Below are 23,902 nucleotides of genomic sequence, written 5' to 3'. Positions count from 1 at the left end.
ACAGAGTTACACAGGGTTTCACAGAGGCAGCAAGATACTGCTGTTTATTTTGAATTAAACTTTTAAAATATAAGCTCTGCGAAACTCTGTGTAACTCTGTGGTGAAATAACCTGTAAAATGGTAGACTACAAAGATATACTCAAACAATACTGGGGTTACGATGCCTTCCGGGATTTGCAGGAAGATATCATCCGGAGTATCGGAGAAGGTAAAGATACCCTTGGGCTAATGCCTACCGGTGGTGGAAAGTCCATCACCTTTCAGGTTCCGGCATTAGCCAAAGAAGGATTATGCCTGGTAGTAACTCCACTCATCGCCCTGATGAAGGATCAGGTGCAGAACCTCAAAAAACGAGGAATAAAAGCCATTGCCGTATACTCAGGGATGACCCGCCAGGAAATCATTATTGCGCTGGAGAACTGTATCTTTGGCAACTACAAATTCCTCTACATCTCGCCCGAGCGTCTGGATACCGAAATATTCCGCGCCAAGCTACGTTCCATGAATATCAACATGATCACAGTCGACGAGAGCCATTGTATTTCACAATGGGGCTACGACTTCCGTCCGGCATACCTGAAAATTGCGGAGATCAGAAAACTATTGCCTGGCGTACCTGTACTTGCACTAACAGCCACAGCAACACCGGAAGTGGTGAAAGATATTCAGGAAAGGCTTGGCTTTAAGGAAGAAAATGTCTTCCGGATGAGCTTTGAGCGGAAAAACCTGGCCTATGTTGTACGCAAAACGGATGATAAAAACAGGGAATTGCTGAATATTCTGCGGAAAGTATCCGGGAGCGCTATTGTTTATGTACGTAATCGTAGAAAAACGAAAGAAATAACCGAACTTCTGCTTGGCGAGGGATTCACAGCCGATTTCTATCATGCCGGACTAAACAACGATGTCAAAGACATCCGGCAGAAACGCTGGCAGAACGATGAATCGCGCATCATTGTAGCCACCAATGCTTTCGGAATGGGAATCGACAAACCCGACGTGCGGGTAGTGGTTCATATGGATCTCCCGGATTCTCCGGAAGCCTATTTCCAGGAAGCCGGGCGGGCGGGGAGAGATGGGGAGAAAGCTTATGCTGTTCTATTACATTCATCATCGGATAAAGCACAGTTGCACAAACGAATCGTCGATACCTTCCCCGATAAAGAGTACATCAAGAATTTATACGAGCATTTGAGTTATTATTATCAGATGGCGATGGGCGATGGATTAGGGTGTACCTATGATTTTAGCCTGGAAGACTTCTGCTGGAAGTTCAAATACTTCCCCACCCCTGCCGATAGTGCCCTGAAGATATTAACTCAGGCGGGATATATTGAGTATACGGATGAGCAAGACAATACTTCACGCATTCTTTTTACGTTGCGCAGGGAGGAACTGTACCGGCTCGGAGAAATGGGTAAAGAAGCAGATGCGCTAGTTCAAACCCTGTTGCGTCTATATACCGGAATATTTACCGACTATGCTTATATCAACGAAGAAAGTCTGTCTATACGTACAGGACTACCTCGGCAGCAGGTATATGATTTGCTGAAAATGCTGTCTAAACGGAGGATTATAGATTATATTCCCCATAAGAAAACGCGCTTCCTTATTTATACCCGGGAACGTGTCGAACTTCGTCATCTGAAAATTACCCCCACTGTTTACGAAGATAGAAAAGAGCGCTACGAGCGACGTATCAAGGCTATGGTAGAATATGCCACATCCGAAACGAGATGCCGCAGCCGGATGTTATTGCATTATTTCGGAGAGAAGAATGAACATAACTGTGGACAATGCGATGTTTGCTTAAAACAAAGCGTCAGCAGAGGTTTATCCGACAAACAGTTTGAAATGATACGGAAAGAGGTCATACAGGTACTGCAAAATGAGTCCATGACCCCTGCCGAGATAGCTAGCAGGTTAGGAACTGATAGTGAACAACTGGCTCGTGCCCTGCAATTCTTACTGGATGAGGGCGAACTTATGAATCAAAATGGAGTTATTAAATTGAGAATGGAGAATTGAGGATGGAGAATTATGATACCGGTCGGAAGCCTTATTATCTGTACTACTTATATCTGCAAGGTTAATTCTTAATTCTCAATTTTCAATTCTCAATTTTCAATTCTCAATTTAATAAACTAAGTTTGCAATCAAATTAAAAAACAAATAGAAATGGCCAACTTTTTTAAATCCCTTTTTAAGACTAAAGAAGAGAATGCCGAAAACGGGCAAAACAAGAATAATCAGAAAAACTTTGAGATGTTTAAGTTTGATGGCTTACGTGCCCAACGCATGGGACGAATAGATTATGCCACAAAATGCTTCATCAGTGCACTCGAAATTGAAGAAGACTTTGAAACCATGGGTTACCTGAGTCAGATTTATATTCAAACAAACGAACTGGATCAGGCAAAGCAGATCTTAACCCGTATGATTGAACTGGAACCGGAACTCACCAATACATATCTCACGATGGCCAATGTATGTTATATACAGGAGTCTTATGGCGATATGGCAAAGGCGGCACAAAAAGCGATAGAACTTGAAAGTGAAAATCCATCGGCATACTATCTACTAGCCAAAGCCCACCAGGGCTTGCAGGAAGATATTATGGTTATTGCACAGTTAACGAAAGCAATCAACCTGAAAGCAGATTATATGGATGCCCTTCTTATGCGTGCGGAAGTCTTGCTGCAAATGCAACAACACCAGGAAGCGCAAAAGGATATAGATGCCGTTCTTGAACTGAGTTCCGAAGAAGAAGCTGCACTTCTTTTACGTGGAAAACTTAAGCAAGCCACAGGAGATGAAGAAGGTGCGGAAAATGATTTCAAACAGATTACCGAGCTTAACCCGTTCAATGAGCAGGCATATATACAACTCGGACAACTTTATATTACTCAAAAGAAATTAGCCGAGGCCATAGAGTTATTCGACGAAGCCATAGAACTCAATCCAAATTCGGCACCGGCTTATCACGAGCGTGGAAGGGCTAAGCTGTTGAACGGTGATAAAGACGGTTCGGTGGAGGATATGAAACAGTCTCTTCAACTTAACCCGAAAGATAACGAGAACCTGAGCGGACAGTTCCAAAACCTTGGAAACACAGGAAACAGTCTTGGACTGAACATCTGAGTTTAATGATACATTCGCACCAAGTCAATATCCAAAAACGACTAAAGCACAAATAACCATGACAAAGAAAGAATCTTTAAAACTGTTTGAAGATAAGAAAATACGTACAGTTTGGGATGATCAACAAGAGAAATGGTACTTCTCCGTTGTAGATGTTATTGCTGTATTGACAGATAGTAAAGATTATCAAACAGCACGTAATTACTGGAAAGTACTGAAAAACAGGCTTATAAAAGAAGGAAATGAAACGGTTACAAATTGTAACCAGTTGAAAATGCAAGCTGCTGATGGCAAAATGAGGATGACTGACGTAGCCGATACAAAGCAACTTTTCCGATTGATCCAATCTATCCCGTCACCAAAAGCAGAACCTTTTAAACAGTGGATGTCAAAAGTAGCCAGTGAACGCATAGATCAAATGCAAGATCCGGAACTCTCCATAGATCAAGCTATAATGGACTATAAACGGCTTGGATATTCTGACAATTGGATAAACCAGCGCATCAAAAGTATTGAAGTGCGTAAAGAATTAACAGATGAATGGAAACGTAGCAGTATAGATGGCATACGATATGCTTCATTGACTGATATAATAACCAAAGAGTGGAGCGGACGTACCACCAAAGAATACAAGAATTTAAAAGGATTAAAAAAAGAGAACCTACGTGATAACATGACTAACATTGAACTTGCTTTGAATACTCTTGCCGAAGCTTCTACTACTGAAATATCAAAAACAAAGAATCCCAAAGGTTTTAACCAGAGCGCAATCATAGCCAAAAGTGGAGGTAGTGTAGCAAAAGCAGCAAGACAACAACTTGAATCACAGCTTGGACGATCTATTATTTCGTCTGCAAAAGCTAAAGATTATCTGCTACCCGAAAATGAGAATAAACAGGTAGAAGAAATAGAATAAGCTAAAACATCTAATCCAATCGCAACCCCTCGCTGCATGCCATAACATTGGCAGGAGGGCGTTGGTGCATGAGTTCATTCTTCATAAAATCCATGTAAGGGGCCGCATGTTTAAAGAATTGATAATATCCTTTGCACAAATAGTTTAATCCGGGTTCGCCCGTAACGGTTTTGGCAAAACGATTCTTAGGGCACTCGCCGTTACAGGCAAATAAGAACTCACATTCTTTGCATTGCGTGGGCAATGTGTTTGCTTTGTTTGCCCCGAATGTTTGCTGTTCCTGACTGTACATCATCTCGACCAATGTTTTGGAATAGATGTTTCCCAGTTTATACTCGGGAAATACAAAATGATCACAGGCATATACATCGCCGTTATATTCCATTACTCCGGCATGACCGCATGTTTTTGCTAAGGTACAGACACCGGGCTGTTCGCCCATCCAGTTGGCAAGAGTAGAATCAAAAAGTTGGATATAATAATTGCCCACATCCTTCTTCACCCATTCATCGAAAATGGTGCAAAGGAAATTGCCCCATTGCTCGGGAGTAATTGAAAAATCGGCCAGTTTGCCGTCCTCCCCTTCTACGGGGGAAGCCAGATAGCGCCCGTCTTTATGAGGCAAAATACGTTCTACGATGGGCGAAAACTGTATGTAGTGGCAACCTATTTCTTTAAAGAAATTATAAAAATCTAATGGATAATCGGCATTAAAATCATTCACCACCGCCATTGCATTCCACTCCACACCATGTTTATTTAATAGCCTGATGCCTTGCATGACTTTATTAAAAGAAGGAAGTCCCTGTTTATTGCGCCGGTATTCGTCATGAAATTCCTGGGGACCATCGATAGACACCCCAACCAGCCAGTTGTTTTCCTTGAAAAACTTACACCATTCGTCGTTGAGCAATGTGCCATTGGTTTGGATGCAGTTGTCAATCTGCCTTCCTCCGCCGTAGCGTTTTTGCAGTTCTAGTGCGCGTTTGTAGAAAGACAGCGGACGCATCAGTGTTTCTCCGCCATGCCAGGTAAAGAGTACCTGCGGCTGGGTTTGCGAATTGATGTATTGATCCACAAAGCGTTCGAGCAATTCATCGTTCATAATGAATTTATCCGCAGGATTGTCCGTCTTATATAAATTGTTCTTTTCCAGATAATAGCAATACTCACAAGCCAGGTTGCAAATGGAACTGACCGGTTTTAGCATTACATATAATGGTTTGGCAAAGGGTGCAAATGTTGTCATACGTTTATTACCGATAATTAAGCGAAATACAAATATAGTCTATTTCTTCGGCCCGGGGAAGTAGATTCGCTAAGAAATGACGCACTGGCTCAGCGATGCTCACCCAGTGTCTGAGCAGGGCTGACGCACTGGCTCAATCTAACTCATGCACTGGCTCAATCTGGTTGATGCACTGGCTCAATCTAGCCAATGTACCGGATAAATCAGATTGATCTACTACATGCACGACATTCCCCTACCGCTTGAAGGAGATTCGGCCTATGCCCGGGGGAGATTGAACTACTGGCTGAACCTCATTAAGACAGTGCCCGATTCGCCGGCAACCAGTTCTTCAGCATTCCCCCTGTTCTATTCGTTAATCAATCCCGATTCATTTTTCCCTATTCCCTGTAGGGTTTAACCTAAAAAAGATTAGAGAAAACATCTTTTATGAAGATTTATCCTTTCATAATTTTATACCAGCATGATAATCGAACCTTAATTAATCAATTACCATTACCATTATGAAACGGCTAAACTTATACACATGCATGCTATGCATATTGTTTTTACAACTAAGTTGCAGAAACACGGTAGAAAGAGAAAGTGTGAAAACCCCGAGTCCCACTGTTAGCAATACTGAAATCGTTCAGGAAACAGAAGATTCTCTTACTGTGAACAGCGAAAGTATCAGTAAGAAAAGCGAAACGGTATCGCACAACAAAAGTAATAATATACAAAACACAAACAAGGATCAATCGCCATTACCCGATCATGAATCTGCGAACCCCGTATATGAAGAAACTCCAAGCATTCTGATAGGCGACTATCCGGATGACAATTATGATATACCCGAAGATAACTATCCTTATCTCAATAACGAAAGTTATTATATAGAAAACAGTTCACCCATATACCATAATGATTACTACCCCATTTTTACTGAAAATTATATTACTGATTATCTCTTTATGGATTATTATTATCCGGATTACTCATACTCCCATCATCCGGGGTGGGTAAACAAACCCCATAAACCCATAAAACCCAACAAGCCAAACAGGCCGAATAAACCAAACAAACCCGGCAAACCAAAACCCGAGCGACCTGGCCATGAGCATAAACCCCAACCGCCGGCGGAACGTCCTGGCAGAGGCAAAGACAACCAATCGAATAGCGACAGATCACCTCAAAGACCAACGCCGGAGTCCGTAACTAAGCCAAGCAGCCCAATAGGAGAAAGAAATCCGTCCAGGCCCATTCCCGAATCGGTGACTAAACCGGAGAATATTAATATTGAACGCGAATCTGAAAGAGAAACCAATTCGAGAGACAACGAACGTCAGGAAGCCGAAGCGCGCAGACAAAAAGAAGCGCAAGCACGTCAGGAACAAGAGCGCAGAGATACCGAAAACCGCAGACAACGCGAAGAACAAGACCGTCAGCAACGCGAACGACAGGAAGCCGAAGCGCGCAGACAAAGAGAAGCGCAAGAACGTCAGGAGCAAGAACGCCGGGAAGCAGAAAACCGTAGACAACGCGAAGAACAAGACCGCCAGCAACGCGAACGGCAAGAAGCCGAAGCGCGCAGACAAAGAGAAGCGCAAGAACGCCAGGAGCAAGAACGCCGGGAAGCCGAGAACCGTAGACAACAAGAAGAACAGCAACGCCAACAACGCGAACGACAAGAAGCAGAATCACGCAGGCAAAGAGAAGTACAAGAACGTCAGGAAAGAGAAAGACGGGAAACCGAAACGCGTCAACGCGAAGAACAACAGCGCAACAGCAGCCGTAGTTCCGAAAGTGGACGTAGCGGCCGATAACACATATATTCATTAACTAAACTTTATAAATGATGAAAAGAGTATTCTTATTATTAGCGTTAGCCATATCATTTATGGCGTGTGAAGGACCAGTCGGTCCTATGGGACCTTCCGGAATGGATGGAATGAATGGAAGAGACGGAATGGATGGAAAAGACGGCAAGGATGGTATTGGCACAAACTGGCTTACAAAAACATTCACCATTCAGCCTCACGAGTGGGAACTGGTAGGTACTCCGGGCGAACTAAATTCTTTCTTTCTTGTAGACAGGAAACTGCCCGAACTCACCAAAGACATATTCAAAGAACGAGCAGTCATTGCCTACATTAAAACCGATGACGGCTATAAGAACGGCATGCCCTACGTTTTACATAAAGGCGGAACCGGCGACAATGGAAAAGAATTCATATGGACTCAAACATATGACTTCGATTACTCCGAAGGTTGGGTCGGCTTCTATCTGACATATTCTGATTTTAACACCCAACTGAAACCGGAAGATCCGACAACCTTCTATATAGTATTAATGTGGTAAAGCCTAAAACAACAACAATTTTCCCATTAAATGCACTAAAGAATAAAAAAATATCAGTTTTTTCTTGCTTTTAATAGAAAAGTATTACCTTTGCCCAAGAATTAAAGAAAAAAGTCACCAGATGAACTTATTCGCTTATACATATTCTTTCTTTTTTTACTTTTACTTTAGCCAGAAAGTAGAGCGGGAATGCGTATGTATAAAATAAAGATGATCTAAAATCAGAATCAATCATAAACATAGAATCCCGCTCCGAAAGGACGCGGGATTTTTTTATTCAAACAAGTAAGATGAAAAGAATCGCTATTCAGGGAACATTAGGGTCGTACCACGACATTGCAGCGCACCGATATGCGGGCGAAGAGAAAATAGAACTAATCTGCTGCAAGAGTTTTGAAGACATCTTCAAAACAATGAAGAACGACGCAGATGTGATCGGTATGCTCGCCATCGAGAATACAATTGCCGGAAGCCTGCTCCAGAACAACGAACTATTGCGCCAAAGCAATACGCAAATCATTGGAGAATACAAGCTACGCATCTCACATTGCTTTGTTTGTCTGCCCAATGAAGACTGGGACGATATTACAGAAGTCAACTCCCACCCCATCGCCCTGATGCAATGCCGCGACTTCCTGAATCAGCATCCGCACATAAAAGTAGTAGAAGGCGAAGATACGGCACGCAGCGCAGAAACCATCAAAAAAGAAAACCTGAAAGGACACGCTGCCATCTGTTCCAAAGCAGCAGCCGAACTTTACGGCATGAAAATCTTACAGGAAGGCATAGAAACAAACAAACACAACTTCACCCGTTTTCTGGTTGTATCGGACTCCTGGCGGGCAAACGAAGTACGGAAAAACCAAAGTATAGACAAAGCCAACATCGTATTTTCGTTACCACACACCGAAGGAAGCCTGTCGCAGGTATTATCCATTCTTTCATTCTACAACATCAATTTAACCAAAATACAATCACTCCCCATCATCGGACGGGAATGGGAATACCTGTTTTACGTAGATGTGGTGTTCAACGATTACCTGAGATACAAACAGGCCATTACAGCCATCACCCCATTAACCAAAGAACTCAAAACATTAGGCGAATATGCAGAAGGAAAATCAAGTATATAAAATAGCCCCGGCCAACAGGTTGACTGAGGTGAGCGAATACTACTTCTCGAAGAAACTAAAAGAAGTAGCGCAGATGAACGCGGAAGGTAAAGATGTAATCAGCCTGGGAATCGGTAGCCCCGATATGCCACCAGCCGATGAAGTAATCCAAACGCTTTGCGACAGTGCCTGGGACCCTAATGGACATGGATATCAGCTGCACATCGGTATTCCCGAACTACGCAATGGACTCTCCAATTGGTATAAAGCATGGTATAACGTAGACCTAAACCCTGCTAACGAAATACAACCGTTAATCGGTTCAAAAGAAGGAATTCTCCATATTACGCTGGCATTCGTCAATCCGGGCGATCAGGTATTGGTTCCCAATCCGGGATACCCAACCTATACTTCGCTCAGCAAACTTCTTGGAGCAGATGTAGTGAACTACAACTTAAAAGAAGAAAACGGATGGATGCCCGATTTCGATGAACTGGAGCAAATGGACCTGAGCCGGGTGAAACTGATGTGGGTGAACTATCCCAACATGCCCACAGGTGCCAACGCGACTCCCGAATTGTATGAACGACTGGTGGAATTCGCCAAACAAAAAGGAATCGTTGTTGTTAATGACAACCCATACAGTTTCATTCTAAACAACAAGCCGTTAAGTATACTGTCCGTACCCGGTGCCAAAGAGTGCTGCATTGAATTGAACTCGATGAGTAAAAGCCACAATATGCCAGGATGGAGAATCGGGATGTTGGCTTCCAATGCAGAGTTTATCGGATGGATTTTGAAAGTAGCAAGCAATATCGAAAGCGGAATATTCAAAGCTACACAACTTGCCGCCGCCAAAGCTCTTGAAGCCGGACCGGAATGGTATGAAGGAAATAACAAAAACTATCGCGGACGCCGCCAGCTAGCCGGAGAGATCATGAAAGCACTAGATTGCACATATGATGAAAAACAAGTGGGTATGTTCCTCTGGGGAAAAATACCCGAGTCTTGCGCAAACGTAGAAGAACTAACCGAGAAGGTTCTTCACCAGGCACGGGTTTTCCTTACGCCCGGATTTATATTCGGAAGTAACGGAGCACGATATATCCGCATATCCCTTTGTTGCAAAGAAGATAAGTTGGCAGAAGCGCTCAGAAGAGTTCAGGAGAATCTGAAATAATGCATTGAGTATAGATATTAAATATTAAAACAATAAAACAAGCCGCAAGGCAACTTACAATTATGGAACTAGAATCAATCTTACTACCAGGCATAAGCGACCAAAGACCTATGGTTATAGCAGGCCCATGCAGTGCCGAAACCAAAGAACAGGTAATGAAAACAGCTACAGAGTTAGCTGCTAAAGGAACTAAAATATTCCGTGCAGGAATCTGGAAACCACGTACCAAACCAGGAGGCTTCGAAGGAGTAGGCGTAGAAGGTTTGGCATGGCTTAAAGAGGTAAAAAAAGAAACAGGCATGTATGTTGGAACGGAAGTTGCCACTGCCATGCACGTATACGAAGCACTCAAAGCCGGAATTGATGTACTCTGGATCGGAGCACGTACAACAGCCAATCCATTTGCCGTACAGGAAATTGCAGACGCCCTGAAAGGAGTAGACGTACCTGTACTGATTAAAAATCCCGTTAATCCTGATCTTGATTTGTGGATCGGAGCATTGGAGCGTATCAACAATGCGGGACTAAAACGCTTGGCAGCCATTCACCGCGGGTTCAGCAGTTACGATAAAAAGATATACCGCAACCTGCCCCAATGGCATATTCCGATTGAACTTCGCCGCCGCATTCCCGAACTTCCTATATTCTGTGACCCAAGTCACATTGGTGGAAAACGGGAACTGGTAGCCTCACTATCACAACAAGCTATGGACCTGAACTTCGACGGACTCATCATAGAAAGCCACTGCGATCCGGATGCTGCATGGAGCGATGCTTCGCAACAAATCACTCCCGAGGTCCTGGACTACATTCTTAGTCTATTGGTTATCCGCAAGGAAACACAAACCACGGAGAATCTCAATGAGCTACGTAAACAGATTGACGAATGCGACAATAATCTGATGCAGGAATTGGCAAAACGTATGCGCGTTGCCCGTGAAATCGGTACATACAAAAAGGAGCACAATATGACAGTACTCCAGGCCGGACGCTACAACGAAATATTAGATAAGTATGCAGCACAGGCCGTACAATGTGATATGGACCCTGAGTTCATCAAGAAAGTATTCGAAGCGATACACGAAGAAAGCGTGCGTCAGCAAATAGAAATCATTAATAAATAAGACCGATGCGTATATTAATTTTAGGGGCCGGGAAAATGGGCTCCTTCTTTACCGACATTCTAAGCTTTCAGCACGAAACGGCTGTATTTGATGTAAACCCTCATCAGCTTCGCTTTGTATATAATACGTATCGCTTCACCACATTGGAGGAGATCAAAGAATTTGAACCGGAACTGGTTATCAATGCGGTTACTGTAAAATATACGCTTGATGCTTTCCGCCAAGTGCTCCCTGCGCTACCCCAAAATTGTATCCTAAGCGATATCGCATCAGTAAAGAACGGATTGAAGAAATTCTATGAAGAATCCGGTTTCCGGTTCGTTTCTTCACACCCGATGTTTGGTCCGACATTTGCCAGCCTCAGCAACCTTAGCCAGGAAAGTGCCATTATAATCAGCGAAAGCGACCATCTGGGAAAAGTCTTTTTCAAAGATTTGTATAACAGTTTAAAGCTAAATATTTTTGAATACAGCTTTGAAGGTCATGACGAAACTGTGGCATATTCGCTATCTATCCCTTTTGTCTCTACATTCGTGTTCGCTGCTGTTATGAAACATCAGGAGGCACCGGGAACAACCTTCAAAAAGCATATGGCCATAGCCAAAGGGCTGTTAAGCGAGGATGATTACCTTCTCCAGGAAATCCTCTTCAATCCGCGGACACCCTCACAAGTAGAGAATATCCGGACGGAATTAAAAAACCTTCTGGAGATCATCAGCAATAAAGATGCTGAAGGAATGAAGAAGTACCTGACGAAGATCAGGGAGAATATAAAATAATATAAGGTTCTTCTTTTTAACCGCATAGTTTCGCAGATTAACGCAGAGTTTTAATATTAGTATTTCTCTGCGTTAATCTGCGAAACTATGCGGTTAATAAAATCTATATGATTATTGAATAGGAAGTTCAAACCAGAATGTGCTTCCTTCTCTTAATTCGGAATCCACACCAATCTTACCATCCAGATGCTCTACTATGCTCTTACATAAAGCAAGTCCTAGGCCGGTTCCCTGAGCATAAGAATCCAGTTTATCGAAACGCTTAAATATACGTTTCTGATCTTTAATATCGATACCACAACCGGTATCCTTCACGAAGAAATAATAGCAATCATGTTTCATGCGATATCCCAAGGTAACACTACCCTCGTGTGTAAACTTGATCGCATTGGAGAACAAATTCTTCAGCAACCGGAAAAGTGCTTCGGAATCCGTATAGACAATCGGGTGGGTTTTATCCAAATCCAGTACAACATTCAGTTGCTTGTCATACAGGTCTGAATATCCTGTCATCATCACCTTTCTGAATAAATCATCCACCTTGACAGGTTCCCACCCGAAAGTCGTTTGTCCCGAGTCTATTCTTGACAACTCAATTACATCGTCAATAAGCATCGTAAGCAGTTTATTGTTCTTCAGAATCAAAGAAACATGCTCTTTTCTCTCTTCTTCGCTCTCACTTGCAGCCAATATTGCCGAGAAACCGACAATACTATTTAATGGAGTACGAATCTCATGATTGATATTAGCCAGGAAGTTCTGTGTCTCAATAATAGAGTGCTCTACTTTTTCCTTTGCCGATAGCAAGACTGTTTCGGCTTTCTTTTGCTCATCAATATTCAGATTCAATTCAATCAGCATCTTACGATCACTGTGATTCGTGAAGATATGCTGCGTAATCCAGTGTTCCTCGCCATTTTCATCTAGCACACGGATATCTTTATTTAAAGGAGGGAGTATCTCACCCGCCCGGACTCTTTCCCGGTAACCGATCAGTACATTGCGATCTTCGGATACGACGTGTTCATAAGTCGGCAATAATCCCGGTGCAATTTGTTCATTCAAGTTGCTATACCAAGAGTTGGTAGCCGTTCCCTCTCCTGTCTCAAGACTATAGAAAGCAATCCCCATCTGAGAAGAATCCGAAGCAAAACGTACCAGGTTCTCAAAACGTTCACGCTCTTCACGTTCACGAATAATCTGATTAAGGTTAATAGCAATTGCTACATATTTGGCAGATTGGGTATTCTCGTCACTCAATGGTTTAACCATTAACTGGTAAACCTTTCTTTCGGAATCTACAGATGACAGTTCTCCTTCTACATAAACCGTCACTTCACTATTGATAGATTGATTATTCCGTAATTGCTCTCTCAATTTGTGACTCAGATTCGAATTCTCGAATAAATTATCGGAAAAGACTCCTCCTTTATCTCCACCAAAGATTTGCTCCCGACCTTTTGATATACTAAAGATGAGTTTCCCTTCTTTATCATATAAAGCCAAATCCGTGGAAGTATGCCCATAAATCAGGTGAAGTTTGTTATATAACTTCCGATAGCGCATGTATTCCTTATGAACTTTCCGGGTATACCGGTTTCTACTGATCCAATAGGCCAACAATCCTAATATAATAGCGCCTACAATTACAGAAGCCAATATCAGTTCTTCATTTTCCTCGTAATAGGTTGGAGGTATATTTACCAACTCAACACCTGGCAATGATTTCAACTCATTCCACAATCCATACTTCTTCAAAAGAGGTTGATCGAGCGTGGTCTGTCCGCTATTTACAATCTCAAAAGGAATATCATTTGCATTCTCCCCATGCAATACACGGGATATTTGCTTCACAGACTTATCTGCAAATTCCGCATATGGCCTGTAATAACCACCTACCCAATAAGGGTTGGATAAAGCACGCCGGGTTAGTGAAAACAAAGGAACACTAGCATAATTCGTAAATAAAGTATGAATCTGCTCATCAGTTTGCCTACTAAATGTCCCATCCACATCCCACGAGTAAGTCAAGTATATTCTATTGGATTTGGGAGTTAGCAACTCGTTATATATAGAGTCTGTGTTGAATCGGTTCTGCCTGATCTCACTAAATTTCACATTCGGGTATTTCGTAGAGAGTTCTCCCTTCAGTAACCATTGAGCATAGGCTGCTGAATAAAAGTCATTGTCAACCCATACAATCTCTTCCAGGTTTGGCATCAAATGGTGGATCAAGTCCAGATTTTCACGAATGGGCAATGAATTCTTAACACCGGTCAGGTTATAGTCGGTCTTAACCAAATATCCTGGAAGGACCTCATGTCTTTTGGATTCAAGTCCAGCATCAATGTTCCCAAAACTCCTATCACTAACAAAAGTCTCAACATTTCTGCGTTCTTCAATGGGTATTAAAGAATTAAAATTATAAGTATTACCAGATAACCACTCGGTATTAATTATTTCATCGGTTACGCTACAAAGCACAATAGGAACATCTTTCCACGGTCCCAGCCATGGCCCGTAATTCTGGTAAAACAAGAACCCGTCATCACCCACAAAGACCAATACATCCGGACGTTTACTTGAAGCAAATAATGAATTGACACGTCCATCCTCGGCGGTAATAGTGGTTGGATCAGAGTCTGCATAAGACCACAAAGTCGCTCTCAGAGTATATAGCGGATTAGCCGGTAATGTATAGGTGTTCAAATTCATGTGTCCAACAAAAACATGAATATCCGGAAACTGGCGTTCCAGTTTAGCCACGATCTCATTAATTATCTTCTCGCTCCAATCTGTATCTACCTGATAAGAACTGATAATTAAGACTTTAGGTGCAGAAACATGAGTCGTATCTACCTGAACCGTTTGAGCACAGATAGGTAAAACTGCAATTAATAGAAGATATAGGAGTACGATCTGTCGTTTCATAACCCTGTTTGTTTAGTTGCACCTGTTCTTGACAATTCTATGATACGTTCCACATACTTCAACAACATATCATTATTCTGTTCTATACGAACCATCAATGATTCTTTTTCCTCCTCATTATCCGTCTCAATCAAACGGTTTGAGAGAACAACAAGCTCATCTAAAGCGGGACGTATATCGCTACTCATATTTGCAATAAATGCATTCTTTAAGCGGTCGGACTCTTTTGCAGCCTGCAAAGCCTTGTCCAACTCTTGTTCGTTATATTTCTGTTTATCAACATTTAATGCCAGTTCAGCCACAATGATTCGCCCTTCATCAGGACCGTACTCTAACAACTGAATGACGTATTGCAACCAATGTATTTTATTTCCATCCTTAACACGGATTGTATCTGCAAAATAAACTTCACCGTCTTCTCCTATATGTTTAAGGAAATACTCTATCTTCTGACGATCCTCTTCTACTACAGAACGGTAAACATTCGAATGTCCCATTCCTTTATTTATGCAAAGATTCTTATACCAGGCATCTGTAGCAAACCGGCTATTGTCCATTACATTATATTCCGCAACTCCCAAAGAAGAAGCATCCATAGCAAAATTAAAGATGCTGTATATTCTCTCTTTCGCAACTTTCTCTTTTTGTATGCTGGTATAGTCCAATACAATCATCAGGATATTTTCGCTATCACTTTCCTCGTCCAGTATATGCCTGAAAATGATTCGCAAGCTACGATCTTCAAATTCAAACACTTTATTAACAAGCAATTTCTTTCTTATTCTATTTTTAGATTGGTCATCAATCAATGTAGTCTGGAAAAGATTAAAATCTACAAGTTCATCTGAAGATACTTTATCAAAAAAGAGATTTGAACTTTGATTCCGGTTCAATAAGTCACCATTCCGATCAAAGAAAACCAAGCCCATAGGCATATTCTCATAAACGATCTGATACTCATCATAAATCTTTTTATATTTTCCCATCGAACTTACGATAGATTTCCGATAACGTTTTTCGCGCAGGTTCAACAAGAAAATGATGATCAGAATAACACCCGCTAACGATAGCAGAAGGATAGCCCGCATATACTTTTCCACAAAAGGATCTGAGATATTCGTATACACCACATCTGCTACTTTAGAAGCTTCTCTCTTTAAACCGAAATGTCCTAAGGCCGTTTTATTCAGATAAGGAACTTCGCCACCGATATAAGAAAAAGGTATAGAGTCGGGATGTTCGCCATGATGAATGCGTAAAGCAATATCAGCCGCTTCAATGGCGTATGTTTCCTGCAATGGATAGTATCCTCCTACAACATCGCCACTCAGTTTCCGATCATTTAATTGAAATATTGGCCGGTCCAGTCCTTCAGGTACTTTTCCTGCTCCTAACAGAATGGCTGCATCTTCGGGCAAACTTGAGAGTTCTGCATGCAAATCGCTGGATTTCTTTTCATCAGTATGAATGACCCTCAGATTCATTTCAGAATACTGCACTGCCATTGATTTTTTCAACATATTATGTGCATATTCGTCTTGATAACTACTTGAAGACAGAAATACGACTTGGTTTAGATCGGGCAAAAGCTGCTTCATCAGCCAAACGGTATATGCTTCATTATCCTGGTCTATGATTGCCGTTACGGGAAGATTCTTCCTGGAGCTTTCTAGCGATATCATTAAACTGTCCTGAACAACCCTTGATGGCTGAAATTTTGAGAAATCGCTCATAATCTCAGGCTTAACGCCTACAAGCAGAACCGGAACTTTTTCCCATATGCCACGCAAATTCATGATACGATAATACATCCAGCTTTCATCGCCAATCAACACTAAAACAGTAGGAATAGAGGTGTTCTTTTCGATACGTCCATTTGCAAAAGCTGCCTGCATGCCAAAACGACCGGAAAGAAAAGAAGTACGGTTAGTTATTCCGGCATAACTGATATTGACCATAACATTTGGGTCTTGCTTTTCTATTTCATGGCGGATTTGCTTAGAAAGAGTGGTACCCCAGTTATCGTCGTAGGTATGAGAGTTAAGTATGAGAATATAATCATTCTTCCGCTTTTTCAGGGAATCCACCTCTTGCGCATATAACTTAATGCAGTATAAAGAGGACACGGCCAATAGAATGATAACCAATATTCGTTGCATTGTTTTCTCTAATATTCTCTGCAAAATTAAAACATAAAGTTGAATTGCCAAAAGAAAAGTTGTATATTTTATCCATTAAATTAAATTTAGTTGTATTATCTATCGAAAACCAAGGTTATTTTAATAGAAATAACGCTTATTAACGCTCTAAAACGAGTTATTAAGTTCTAGTCCGAGAATTAAGTAGCAATTCTAACAGATCAGAATATACAAGTTTTCAATCCAAATTATAAAATATACAAGTTATCTATAGAATTCTCTCATTTGATTATCCAAGAAATATCACGTACATTTGTATTCCCTTTGAATGAGGAGTAAGATTACTCAGGTTCAACATTTGCACCCGGATAAGTTTAATGATAGATCAAGCTACAGTAGAAAGAATATTGGATGCCGCTCAAATTGTAGATGTGGTATCCGAGTTTGTAACCCTTCGCAGAAGAGGAGTAAACTATACAGGTTTATGCCCTTTCCATAATGAAAAGACTCCCTCGTTCAGTGTTTCTCCATCTAAAGGGGTATGTAAATGCTTCAGTTGTGGAAAAGGGGGGAATGCGGTTCATTTCATTATGGAACATGAGCAACTCTCTTATTATGAGGCATTAAAATATCTGGCCAGGAAGTACAATATTGAATTTAAGGAAAGAGAACTCACGAGCGAGGAAAAGCAGGCGCAGAATACGCGCGAGAGTATGTTTGTTGTCAACCAGTTTGCCCGCGATTACTTTCAGAATATACTAAAGAATCATATCGAAGGCAAAAGTGTCGGCATGGCTTATTTCAGGCAACGTGGATTCAGGGACGACACTATAGAGAAGTTTCAACTGGGATATAGCATTGAGGAGCGTGATGCCTTATCGCAGGAGGCTCTCAGGAAAGGATATAAAAAGGAATTTCTTGTTAAGACAGGGCTTTGCTACGAAACGGACGATAATAAGGTGGTCGACCGGTTCCGCGGGCGTGTGCTCTTTCCGGTTCATACATTATCGGGAAAGGTGGTTGCTTTCGGCGGCCGTATACTTAGCACGGAAAATAAGAAACTTGCCAAATACGTCAATTCGCCCGAATCGGAGATATATCACAAGAGTAATGAGCTTTACGGGATTTATTTTGCAAAACAGGCGATTGTAAAACAAGACCGGTGTTTTTTGGTTGAAGGTTATACTGACGTAATCTCGATGCATCAGTCGGGAGTGGAGAATGTGGTTTCATCCTCGGGTACATCGCTTACTCCGGGACAGATACGTCTCATACATCGTTTCACCAATAATATCACTGTGATATATGACGGGGATATGGCGGGTATTAATGCTTCCATCAGAGGTATTGATATGTTGCTGGAGGAGGGAATGAATATCAAGGTGGTGCTATTGCCCGATGGAGACGACCCGGATTCATTTGCACGTAAGCACAATGCTACTGATTTTCAGGCGTATATCAGCGCGCATGAAGTGGACTTTATCCGGTTCAAAACGAATCTGCTATTAAAAGAAAGCAGTAAAGACCCTATGAAGCGGGCCGAATTGATCAATGATCTGGTAAAAAGTATAGCTATCATACCGGAGGCTATTGTGAGAGATGTCTACGCCAAAGAGTGCGAGCAGCTGCTACACCTGGAGCAAAAGCTTCTCATTACAGAAATAGCCAAGCAAAGGGAAAAACTTTTAGAGAAGGGGAACAAGCCAGAAAGAGCCTCCGAGCCGGAAGAACAAAATACAACATCTGCGGCACCCGAACCTTATAAAACGTTCATTCCACAGGCGGGAAGAGAAGGACAAGAGTTCTATCAGTTTGAGCTGCAAATCATTCAGACTATAATAAGGTATGGGGAAAAGACCATTTTCAGTGTTCCGGACGAGAATGGGAATGAAACTAAAATCACTGTAACTGAATATATCAATAGTGAATTAAAGGACGACAATTTATCGTTCCACAACCCTATACATCAGATTATTCTTGCCGAAGCTATAGAAAATATCCATAGGGAGAATTTTATTGCGCAGCAATATTTTATTAAGCATCCCGATATTGAGATTGGAAGGCTGGCTGCCGAACTTGCCAGCAACAGGTATGAGCTTAGCAAGTATCATTCTAAAAGTCAGAAGGTTACCGCCGATGAGGAACGGTTACATGAATTCGTCCCGATGTTTATTACGAATTTTAAAAGTGCAATTATTAGGGAAGAACTTGTTCATATAGCACGTAAGCTACAAGACCCAAGCATTATGAATGACCCGGAACAATGCAAATCGATCATGCTTCGCTATAAGGAACTACACGAAGCACTCCAGATACTGGTAAAGAAAGAAGGGGATCGTATAATTCTTAAATAAGATTATTACCGATTAAACATATCGGGAAAATAAAACTGTCTTGAGCATCCTACCGAATAATCAATATGATCTAAAAGCACCAGCCACTCTTTCGTTTTGTTTCTATTTCCAGTTTTTTACTTACTCGTATGTTTTTTATTTTAGGTAATCTGGAGAGAAAAAGCCGTTGAATCTGCCATATTTATCTGTCCTTTCCCTCAATTCCTATTGTTTTTGATGCGAATTCCATAAGAATCCGGTCCGGATTCCATAAGAATTCAGTCTGAAGTCTTATAGAACTCGGACTGGATTCTTATGGAATTCAGACTGAATTCTTATGGAATCTAGCTAGAACACTTGTTTCATCTGCAAGCAAACTACTTTCTGGGCGTACATTTTTGCTAAATCATCCGGATAGAATGCAATCAAACAATTATCTTAATTATGCAGAAAACACACATCGGTAATCGTTTTAATAGCACTACAACCTTTATTGTATCCAAACAACTGAAAAGAATCAAATATCACATCATTTTAACCATCACCCAATCATTCAGTTTACAATAAATCCCACCCCTTCTGATGAGCGGTACAAAGAAGACAATACAGCAGACCTTCATTTGCAAAATGTCACTTTGACATTTCACCCATCCGCGATGAGGTTGTATTTACATCAAAACTCTACGCTCGTATCACCCATCCATATACTAATAGGTGCTTGTTTAATAAAAAAATTAAGTATATTTGTATGTGTTATTAATATATTGCAAGATGAACAGACATTTTTTGAAAGAAATAGAAATAGGTTCCAAGAATGCCTTGGTTAAGAAGAGAATTATTACACATTATATATATAATGGAAGTTCTACCATTACCGATTTATCTAAAGAGCTAGATCTGAGCGTTCCTACCGTAACCAAATTTATTGGCGAAATGTGCGAGGACGGCTACCTGAACGATTATGGCAAGCTGGAAACCAGTGGCGGACGGCATCCCAATCTGTATGGGCTAAATCCCGAGTCGGGCTATTTCATTGGTGTAGATATTAAGAAGTTTGCTGTAAACATCGGCCTCATCAACTTCAAAGGCGATATGGTAGAATTGAAAATGAACATACCTTATAAATTGGAAAACTCCGTCAAAGGTATGGACGAGCTTTGCCACATCGTGAGCAGTTTTATAGCAGAGCTACCCATCAGCAAAGAGAAAATCCTGAATATTAATGTCAACGTTTCGGGCCGTGTCAATCCGGAGTCGGGCTACAGTTTCAGCCAGTTCAATTTTGAAGAACGTCCGCTTGCCGACATCCTGAGCGAGAAACTTGGGTACAGGCTGAGCATAGACAACGACACCAGAGCCATGACCTATGGCGAGTACATACAGGGTTGCGTAAAAGGAGAAAAGAACGTCATCTTTGTCAACGTGAGCTGGGGACTGGGCATTGGAATCATCATCGACGGCAAGGTGTATACCGGCAAGTCCGGTTTCTCGGGCGAGTTCGGGCACGTCAATGCATTCGACAACGAGATCATTTGCCATTGCGGCAAGAAAGGCTGCCTCGAAACAGAGGCCTCCGGAACGGCCCTGTACCGCATCTTACTGGAACGGATACAAGGCGGAGAAAGGTCCATTCTGTCCGAAGAAGTACTTGCCGGCAAACAAATAACGCTGGACGAGATCATCGCCTCCGTGATTAAAGAAGATATGCTCTGCATCGAAATTGTCGAAGAAATCGGGCTGAAACTGGGCAAACAAATCGCCGGACTGATCAATCTGTTTAACCCCGAGTTGGTAATCATAGGCGGAACATTGTCACTCACCGATGATTACCTCACTCAACCCATTCGTTCTGCCGTTCGGAAGTATTCGTTGAATTTAGTCAATAAAGACTCCGTCATTATGACTTCCAAACTGAAAGACCGGGCAGGAATTGTGGGCGCTTGCATGCTGGCCAGGAGCCGGATGTTTGAAGCGTAACGCTCCTCTCCTACCCGCCCAGCCTCTTTAAGGCATAGGAAATGCGAGCTTTTGCTGATACATTTCCTTCCACACCCGTTGCAACTCCGGATCGGTTATGGCTTTATTGTAGAAATAGATTTCGCTATTCACCCCCAGTTGCCGGTTTATTTCGAGCTGCTCTTTGAGCAGTTCGGGCGTCATTTTTGCGTTGCCCCCTTCCATCAGTATCATGCCGGGTGCAAAAACCTGTTTCGGGTTGCTCGATTTGATGTATTTCAAAACCTCTGTCACTGTAGAGCGATAGGCTTCGCCCGAATAGCGATAACATTGCACAGCCAGTACATCGCAAAGCCCCTCTTTACACCATTGCGGCCATTCCTGCATCAACTTCTCCTCGCACCACGGGTAAGGATTGGGGGCAAAGCTCACCATAACATCGGGACCTTTGGCTTTTACACGCTGGTGCAACCGGCGTGCGAAATCGTTCAGCAAGTCCAAACGCCAGCGCACCCAAGCAGCGTCGTTACAGTCGGCAGGAGGTGCTTGTCCGCCATGTTGCTCTTTGTAGAGCGCCACCGTATAGTCGTCATAACCCGAATTGCGAGGCATGGCCGGCATTCTGTCATCGCCCTGTATGCCATCCACATCGGGATACAGCGTAATAGCCTCTTCCACCAACTCGAGCAAAAACTGCTGCACAGCCGGATTGTAAGCATTGTAATAATAATCGCTATGGTTATAATTGGCCGGCAACTTATCATTCCCCATCCCCAACCAAGTTGGATTCTTTGCCAACAAAGGATTGGTGGCGGGTATCGGTTTACCCTCGCCCATGAATCCGTATTCGAACCAGAAGAAAACCTTGATACCCCGCTTATGCGCTTCGTCAAGCAAATCACGGACAGGATCGTTGGTGGCACTCTGGTAATTCTGCATATATGCACGGAGCATATACCCCTCGGATGAAGACTGATAGGTAGAATACTTCGTCAGGACATCACTTTTGAAGATGGTTTCAGTACCTGCATAGGACACCAGGAAAAGGGCATTCATATTCAGATCGTCCAACACCTTAACAAAGTCCTTCACATTATCATACGTATGAAGCACATCGGTGAACCGGGGTGCCGGTACCCACACGCCCCGTATACCCGTTTCGAGCGTTTCTTCGGGTGTGTTTGCGGAGCTTTTATCGCGTTGACAGGACGACATAAACACTGCCAGAAGGATAAGGGGGAAGCTCCGAAACAGAAAAGTAGTAAATAGTTTGTTCATTATCTTAATTAAATATTTGATCAGGTTCGCCAGAACCATTTGATTTTTGTGAATCCCATAGCCACCAATACAGCCAATGTAGTTACGATAACCCCTCGCAGGAATCCCAGCCAGGCGTTTTCGGACAACAGATTAAGATACGCAGCCAGTCCGGTAAGATTGAGGATCGGCATTACCAACAACTGAGGCGCCACATAAGCAATCATCGGATTCTGTCCGGCCATTTGCAAAGGAGTAGTCAACGCCTTCCAGCGGTATACATCGCACATAATGGAGAAAGCAATCAAAGCCATAAAAGCCAGTCCGGATGTCACGAAATAATAGCTATACGTAGAGTGATCCTTACGGATACCTCCTTCGTAAGCCTCGAAAAAGAGCCCAAGCATAAGCAGGTAAGTCCCGGCCGTGAACAGTTTCCGCCAGTATGCAGCATTATTCCCTTCGGTTTTCCAAAGCAGATAATACAAGCAGGCCAACAAGAGTATGGTACCTATAAGATTCAACACCAGGTACCGCATGTACAGCCCGTACAAATTGAATACAATGATGCCCACCGACAGCAACAAGATAAAAGGCAACCTTCGTTTTTCGTCCCGTTGAACCGGGGCATCTGTTTTCTTACCCAGCCATTCCTTCAGATACCCACCGGCTATACTACCGGGAATTACAATGAAAAGATATTTCAGGTAATAAAACTTATACATCCACGGAACGGGAGAAAAGTCCATCACCTCTTTTATCCACGACCCCTCGGTATTACTTCCCAGGAACACAGCCATTACAAAAGGCAGAATGCCGATGCGCGCCCATTTATTACCAATCGTCAAAATATAGGCCACTGATCCGAAGATAGCCATATTGGCCAGTACAAGGATAATAATGTTACTGAACGACAAACTGAATGTGCGGTCTTTGGCATACGAAACGGTAAGCAGCAGGAAGATTCCAACAGCATAAGCCGCCAGTTCTATGGCAGTTCGTTGCCACTTGCGCATTTCCAGCGGTATACGCATAAACATGGGAAACATAAGCAGAAAGGCAAATATAGCCAACAACCAGGCACTTGTATCCTGTGGGGACGATGTCACCCACGGATACATGTGCTGGATAAAAATCGCAAAGAACGTCAGGCGTACGCCTCGCAACAAACTATCGCCGGTGAGTTTCCATTTAGATATGCCCTTCTCATATTTATTACCTATTGAAAAAGGAAAAGCAGCACCCATAGCGAATAGAAAGAAAGGAAATACCAGGTCGACCCATGTAATACCATACACCCCCGGATCGAATTGGTGCGCCGGGGGCGGAAGTTGTGCATGATACATCCACCCCGGCAATACTCCCGAAGCAATTGTACCCGACAGGATCATGGTAATAATGGCATATCCTCGCAATGCGTCTAATGAAAAAGCCCTGTTGTTCATAC

General features: G+C 42.4%; 16 protein-coding genes. 11 read left to right on the top strand and 5 right to left on the bottom strand.

Going from position 1 to position 23,902, the window contains the following annotated elements:
* Window positions 1-118 precede the first annotated feature (118 nt).
* The 3 genes from D0T87_RS06765 to D0T87_RS06755 all read left to right on the top strand — a co-directional run bounded on the left by D0T87_RS06765 (window position 119) and on the right by D0T87_RS06755 (window position 4,058).
* Complete coding sequence (locus tag D0T87_RS06765) at window positions 119-2,029, top strand: ATP-dependent DNA helicase RecQ (RefSeq protein WP_163174098.1); 1,911 nt, start codon at window positions 119-121, stop codon at window positions 2,027-2,029.
* Window positions 2,030-2,179: 150 nt separating this feature from the next.
* Entirely contained in the window at window positions 2,180-3,142 is a 963-nt protein-coding gene (locus D0T87_RS06760; protein WP_163174096.1) for a lipopolysaccharide assembly protein LapB, read from the top strand.
* A 58-nt stretch (window positions 3,143-3,200) separates the two neighbouring features.
* Window positions 3,201-4,058, top strand: coding sequence for a Bro-N domain-containing protein (locus tag D0T87_RS06755; RefSeq protein ID WP_163174094.1), 858 nt, complete (start codon window positions 3,201-3,203; stop codon window positions 4,056-4,058).
* Window positions 4,059-4,068: 10 nt separating this feature from the next.
* Here the strand turns inward: D0T87_RS06755 and D0T87_RS06750 are convergent, their stop codons facing one another.
* Window positions 4,069-5,307 carry an anaerobic sulfatase-maturation protein gene (locus D0T87_RS06750; RefSeq protein WP_163174092.1) on the bottom strand — a complete coding sequence of 413 codons (1,239 nt, stop codon included), beginning with the start codon at window positions 5,305-5,307 and terminating at the stop codon, window positions 4,069-4,071.
* 587 nt (window positions 5,308-5,894) lie between these two features.
* On the opposite strand from D0T87_RS06750, the gene D0T87_RS06745 reads away from it, so the two are divergent.
* From D0T87_RS06745 to D0T87_RS06720, 6 genes are all read left to right on the top strand, one after another.
* Entirely contained in the window at window positions 5,895-7,109 is a 1,215-nt protein-coding gene (locus D0T87_RS06745) for a hypothetical protein (RefSeq protein ID WP_163174090.1), read from the top strand.
* A 29-nt stretch (window positions 7,110-7,138) separates the two neighbouring features.
* Entirely contained in the window at window positions 7,139-7,645 is a 507-nt protein-coding gene (locus D0T87_RS06740; protein WP_239063524.1) for a hypothetical protein, read from the top strand.
* Between the two features lie 290 nt (window positions 7,646-7,935).
* Complete coding sequence (locus D0T87_RS06735; protein ID WP_163174088.1) at window positions 7,936-8,778, top strand: prephenate dehydratase; 843 nt, start codon at window positions 7,936-7,938, stop codon at window positions 8,776-8,778.
* On the top strand, window positions 8,753-9,937 hold the full coding sequence (locus D0T87_RS06730; RefSeq protein WP_163174086.1) for a pyridoxal phosphate-dependent aminotransferase: 1,185 nt from the start codon (window positions 8,753-8,755) through the stop codon (window positions 9,935-9,937). The genes D0T87_RS06735 and D0T87_RS06730 overlap by 26 nt, the downstream gene beginning before the upstream one ends.
* Before the next feature lie 62 nt (window positions 9,938-9,999).
* Window positions 10,000-11,061, top strand: a complete 1,062-nt coding sequence (locus D0T87_RS06725) for a bifunctional 3-deoxy-7-phosphoheptulonate synthase/chorismate mutase type II (RefSeq protein WP_163174084.1) — start codon at window positions 10,000-10,002, stop codon at window positions 11,059-11,061.
* A 5-nt stretch (window positions 11,062-11,066) separates the two neighbouring features.
* On the top strand, window positions 11,067-11,840 hold the full coding sequence (locus D0T87_RS06720; RefSeq protein WP_163174082.1) for a prephenate dehydrogenase/arogenate dehydrogenase family protein: 774 nt from the start codon (window positions 11,067-11,069) through the stop codon (window positions 11,838-11,840).
* A 111-nt stretch (window positions 11,841-11,951) separates the two neighbouring features.
* Here D0T87_RS06720 and D0T87_RS06715 read toward each other — a convergent pair whose 3' ends face one another.
* Together D0T87_RS06715 and D0T87_RS06710 are read right to left on the bottom strand one after the other, a co-directional pair.
* Entirely contained in the window at window positions 11,952-14,771 is a 2,820-nt protein-coding gene (locus D0T87_RS06715) for an ATP-binding protein (RefSeq protein WP_163174080.1), read from the bottom strand.
* A complete protein-coding gene (locus D0T87_RS06710) occupies window positions 14,768-16,930 on the bottom strand; it encodes a hypothetical protein (RefSeq protein WP_163174078.1) in 2,163 nt (720 codons plus the stop codon). The genes D0T87_RS06715 and D0T87_RS06710 overlap by 4 nt, the downstream gene beginning before the upstream one ends.
* 356 nt (window positions 16,931-17,286) lie before the next feature.
* Here D0T87_RS06710 and dnaG point away from each other — a divergent pair, with 356 nt between their 5' ends.
* Together dnaG and D0T87_RS06700 are read left to right on the top strand one after the other, a co-directional pair.
* The gene (gene dnaG / locus D0T87_RS06705; RefSeq protein WP_163174076.1) at window positions 17,287-19,263 is read left to right on the top strand and encodes a DNA primase; all 1,977 of its coding nucleotides are present in this window, start codon (window positions 17,287-17,289) and stop codon (window positions 19,261-19,263) included.
* A gap of 750 nt (window positions 19,264-20,013) precedes the next feature.
* Window positions 20,014-21,219, top strand: a complete 1,206-nt coding sequence (locus D0T87_RS06700; RefSeq protein WP_163174074.1) for an ROK family transcriptional regulator — start codon at window positions 20,014-20,016, stop codon at window positions 21,217-21,219.
* 27 nt (window positions 21,220-21,246) lie between these two features.
* On the opposite strand, the gene D0T87_RS06695 is transcribed toward D0T87_RS06700, so the two are convergent.
* The gene (locus D0T87_RS06695; protein WP_239063522.1) at window positions 21,247-22,476 is read right to left on the bottom strand and encodes a glycoside hydrolase family 10 protein; all 1,230 of its coding nucleotides are present in this window, start codon (window positions 22,474-22,476) and stop codon (window positions 21,247-21,249) included.
* 20 nt (window positions 22,477-22,496) lie between these two features.
* Entirely contained in the window at window positions 22,497-23,900 is a 1,404-nt protein-coding gene (locus tag D0T87_RS06690; RefSeq protein ID WP_163174072.1) for a DUF5009 domain-containing protein, read from the bottom strand.
* Window positions 23,901-23,902: the final 2 nt, after the last annotated feature.

The sequence above is a fragment of the Bacteroides sp. 51 genome (assembly GCF_010500965.1).
GTDB lineage: Bacteria > Bacteroidota > Bacteroidia > Bacteroidales > Bacteroidaceae > Bacteroides.
Note: the sequence above shows the minus strand (reverse complement) of the source record. Positions and strands in the feature narration are given on the sequence as shown.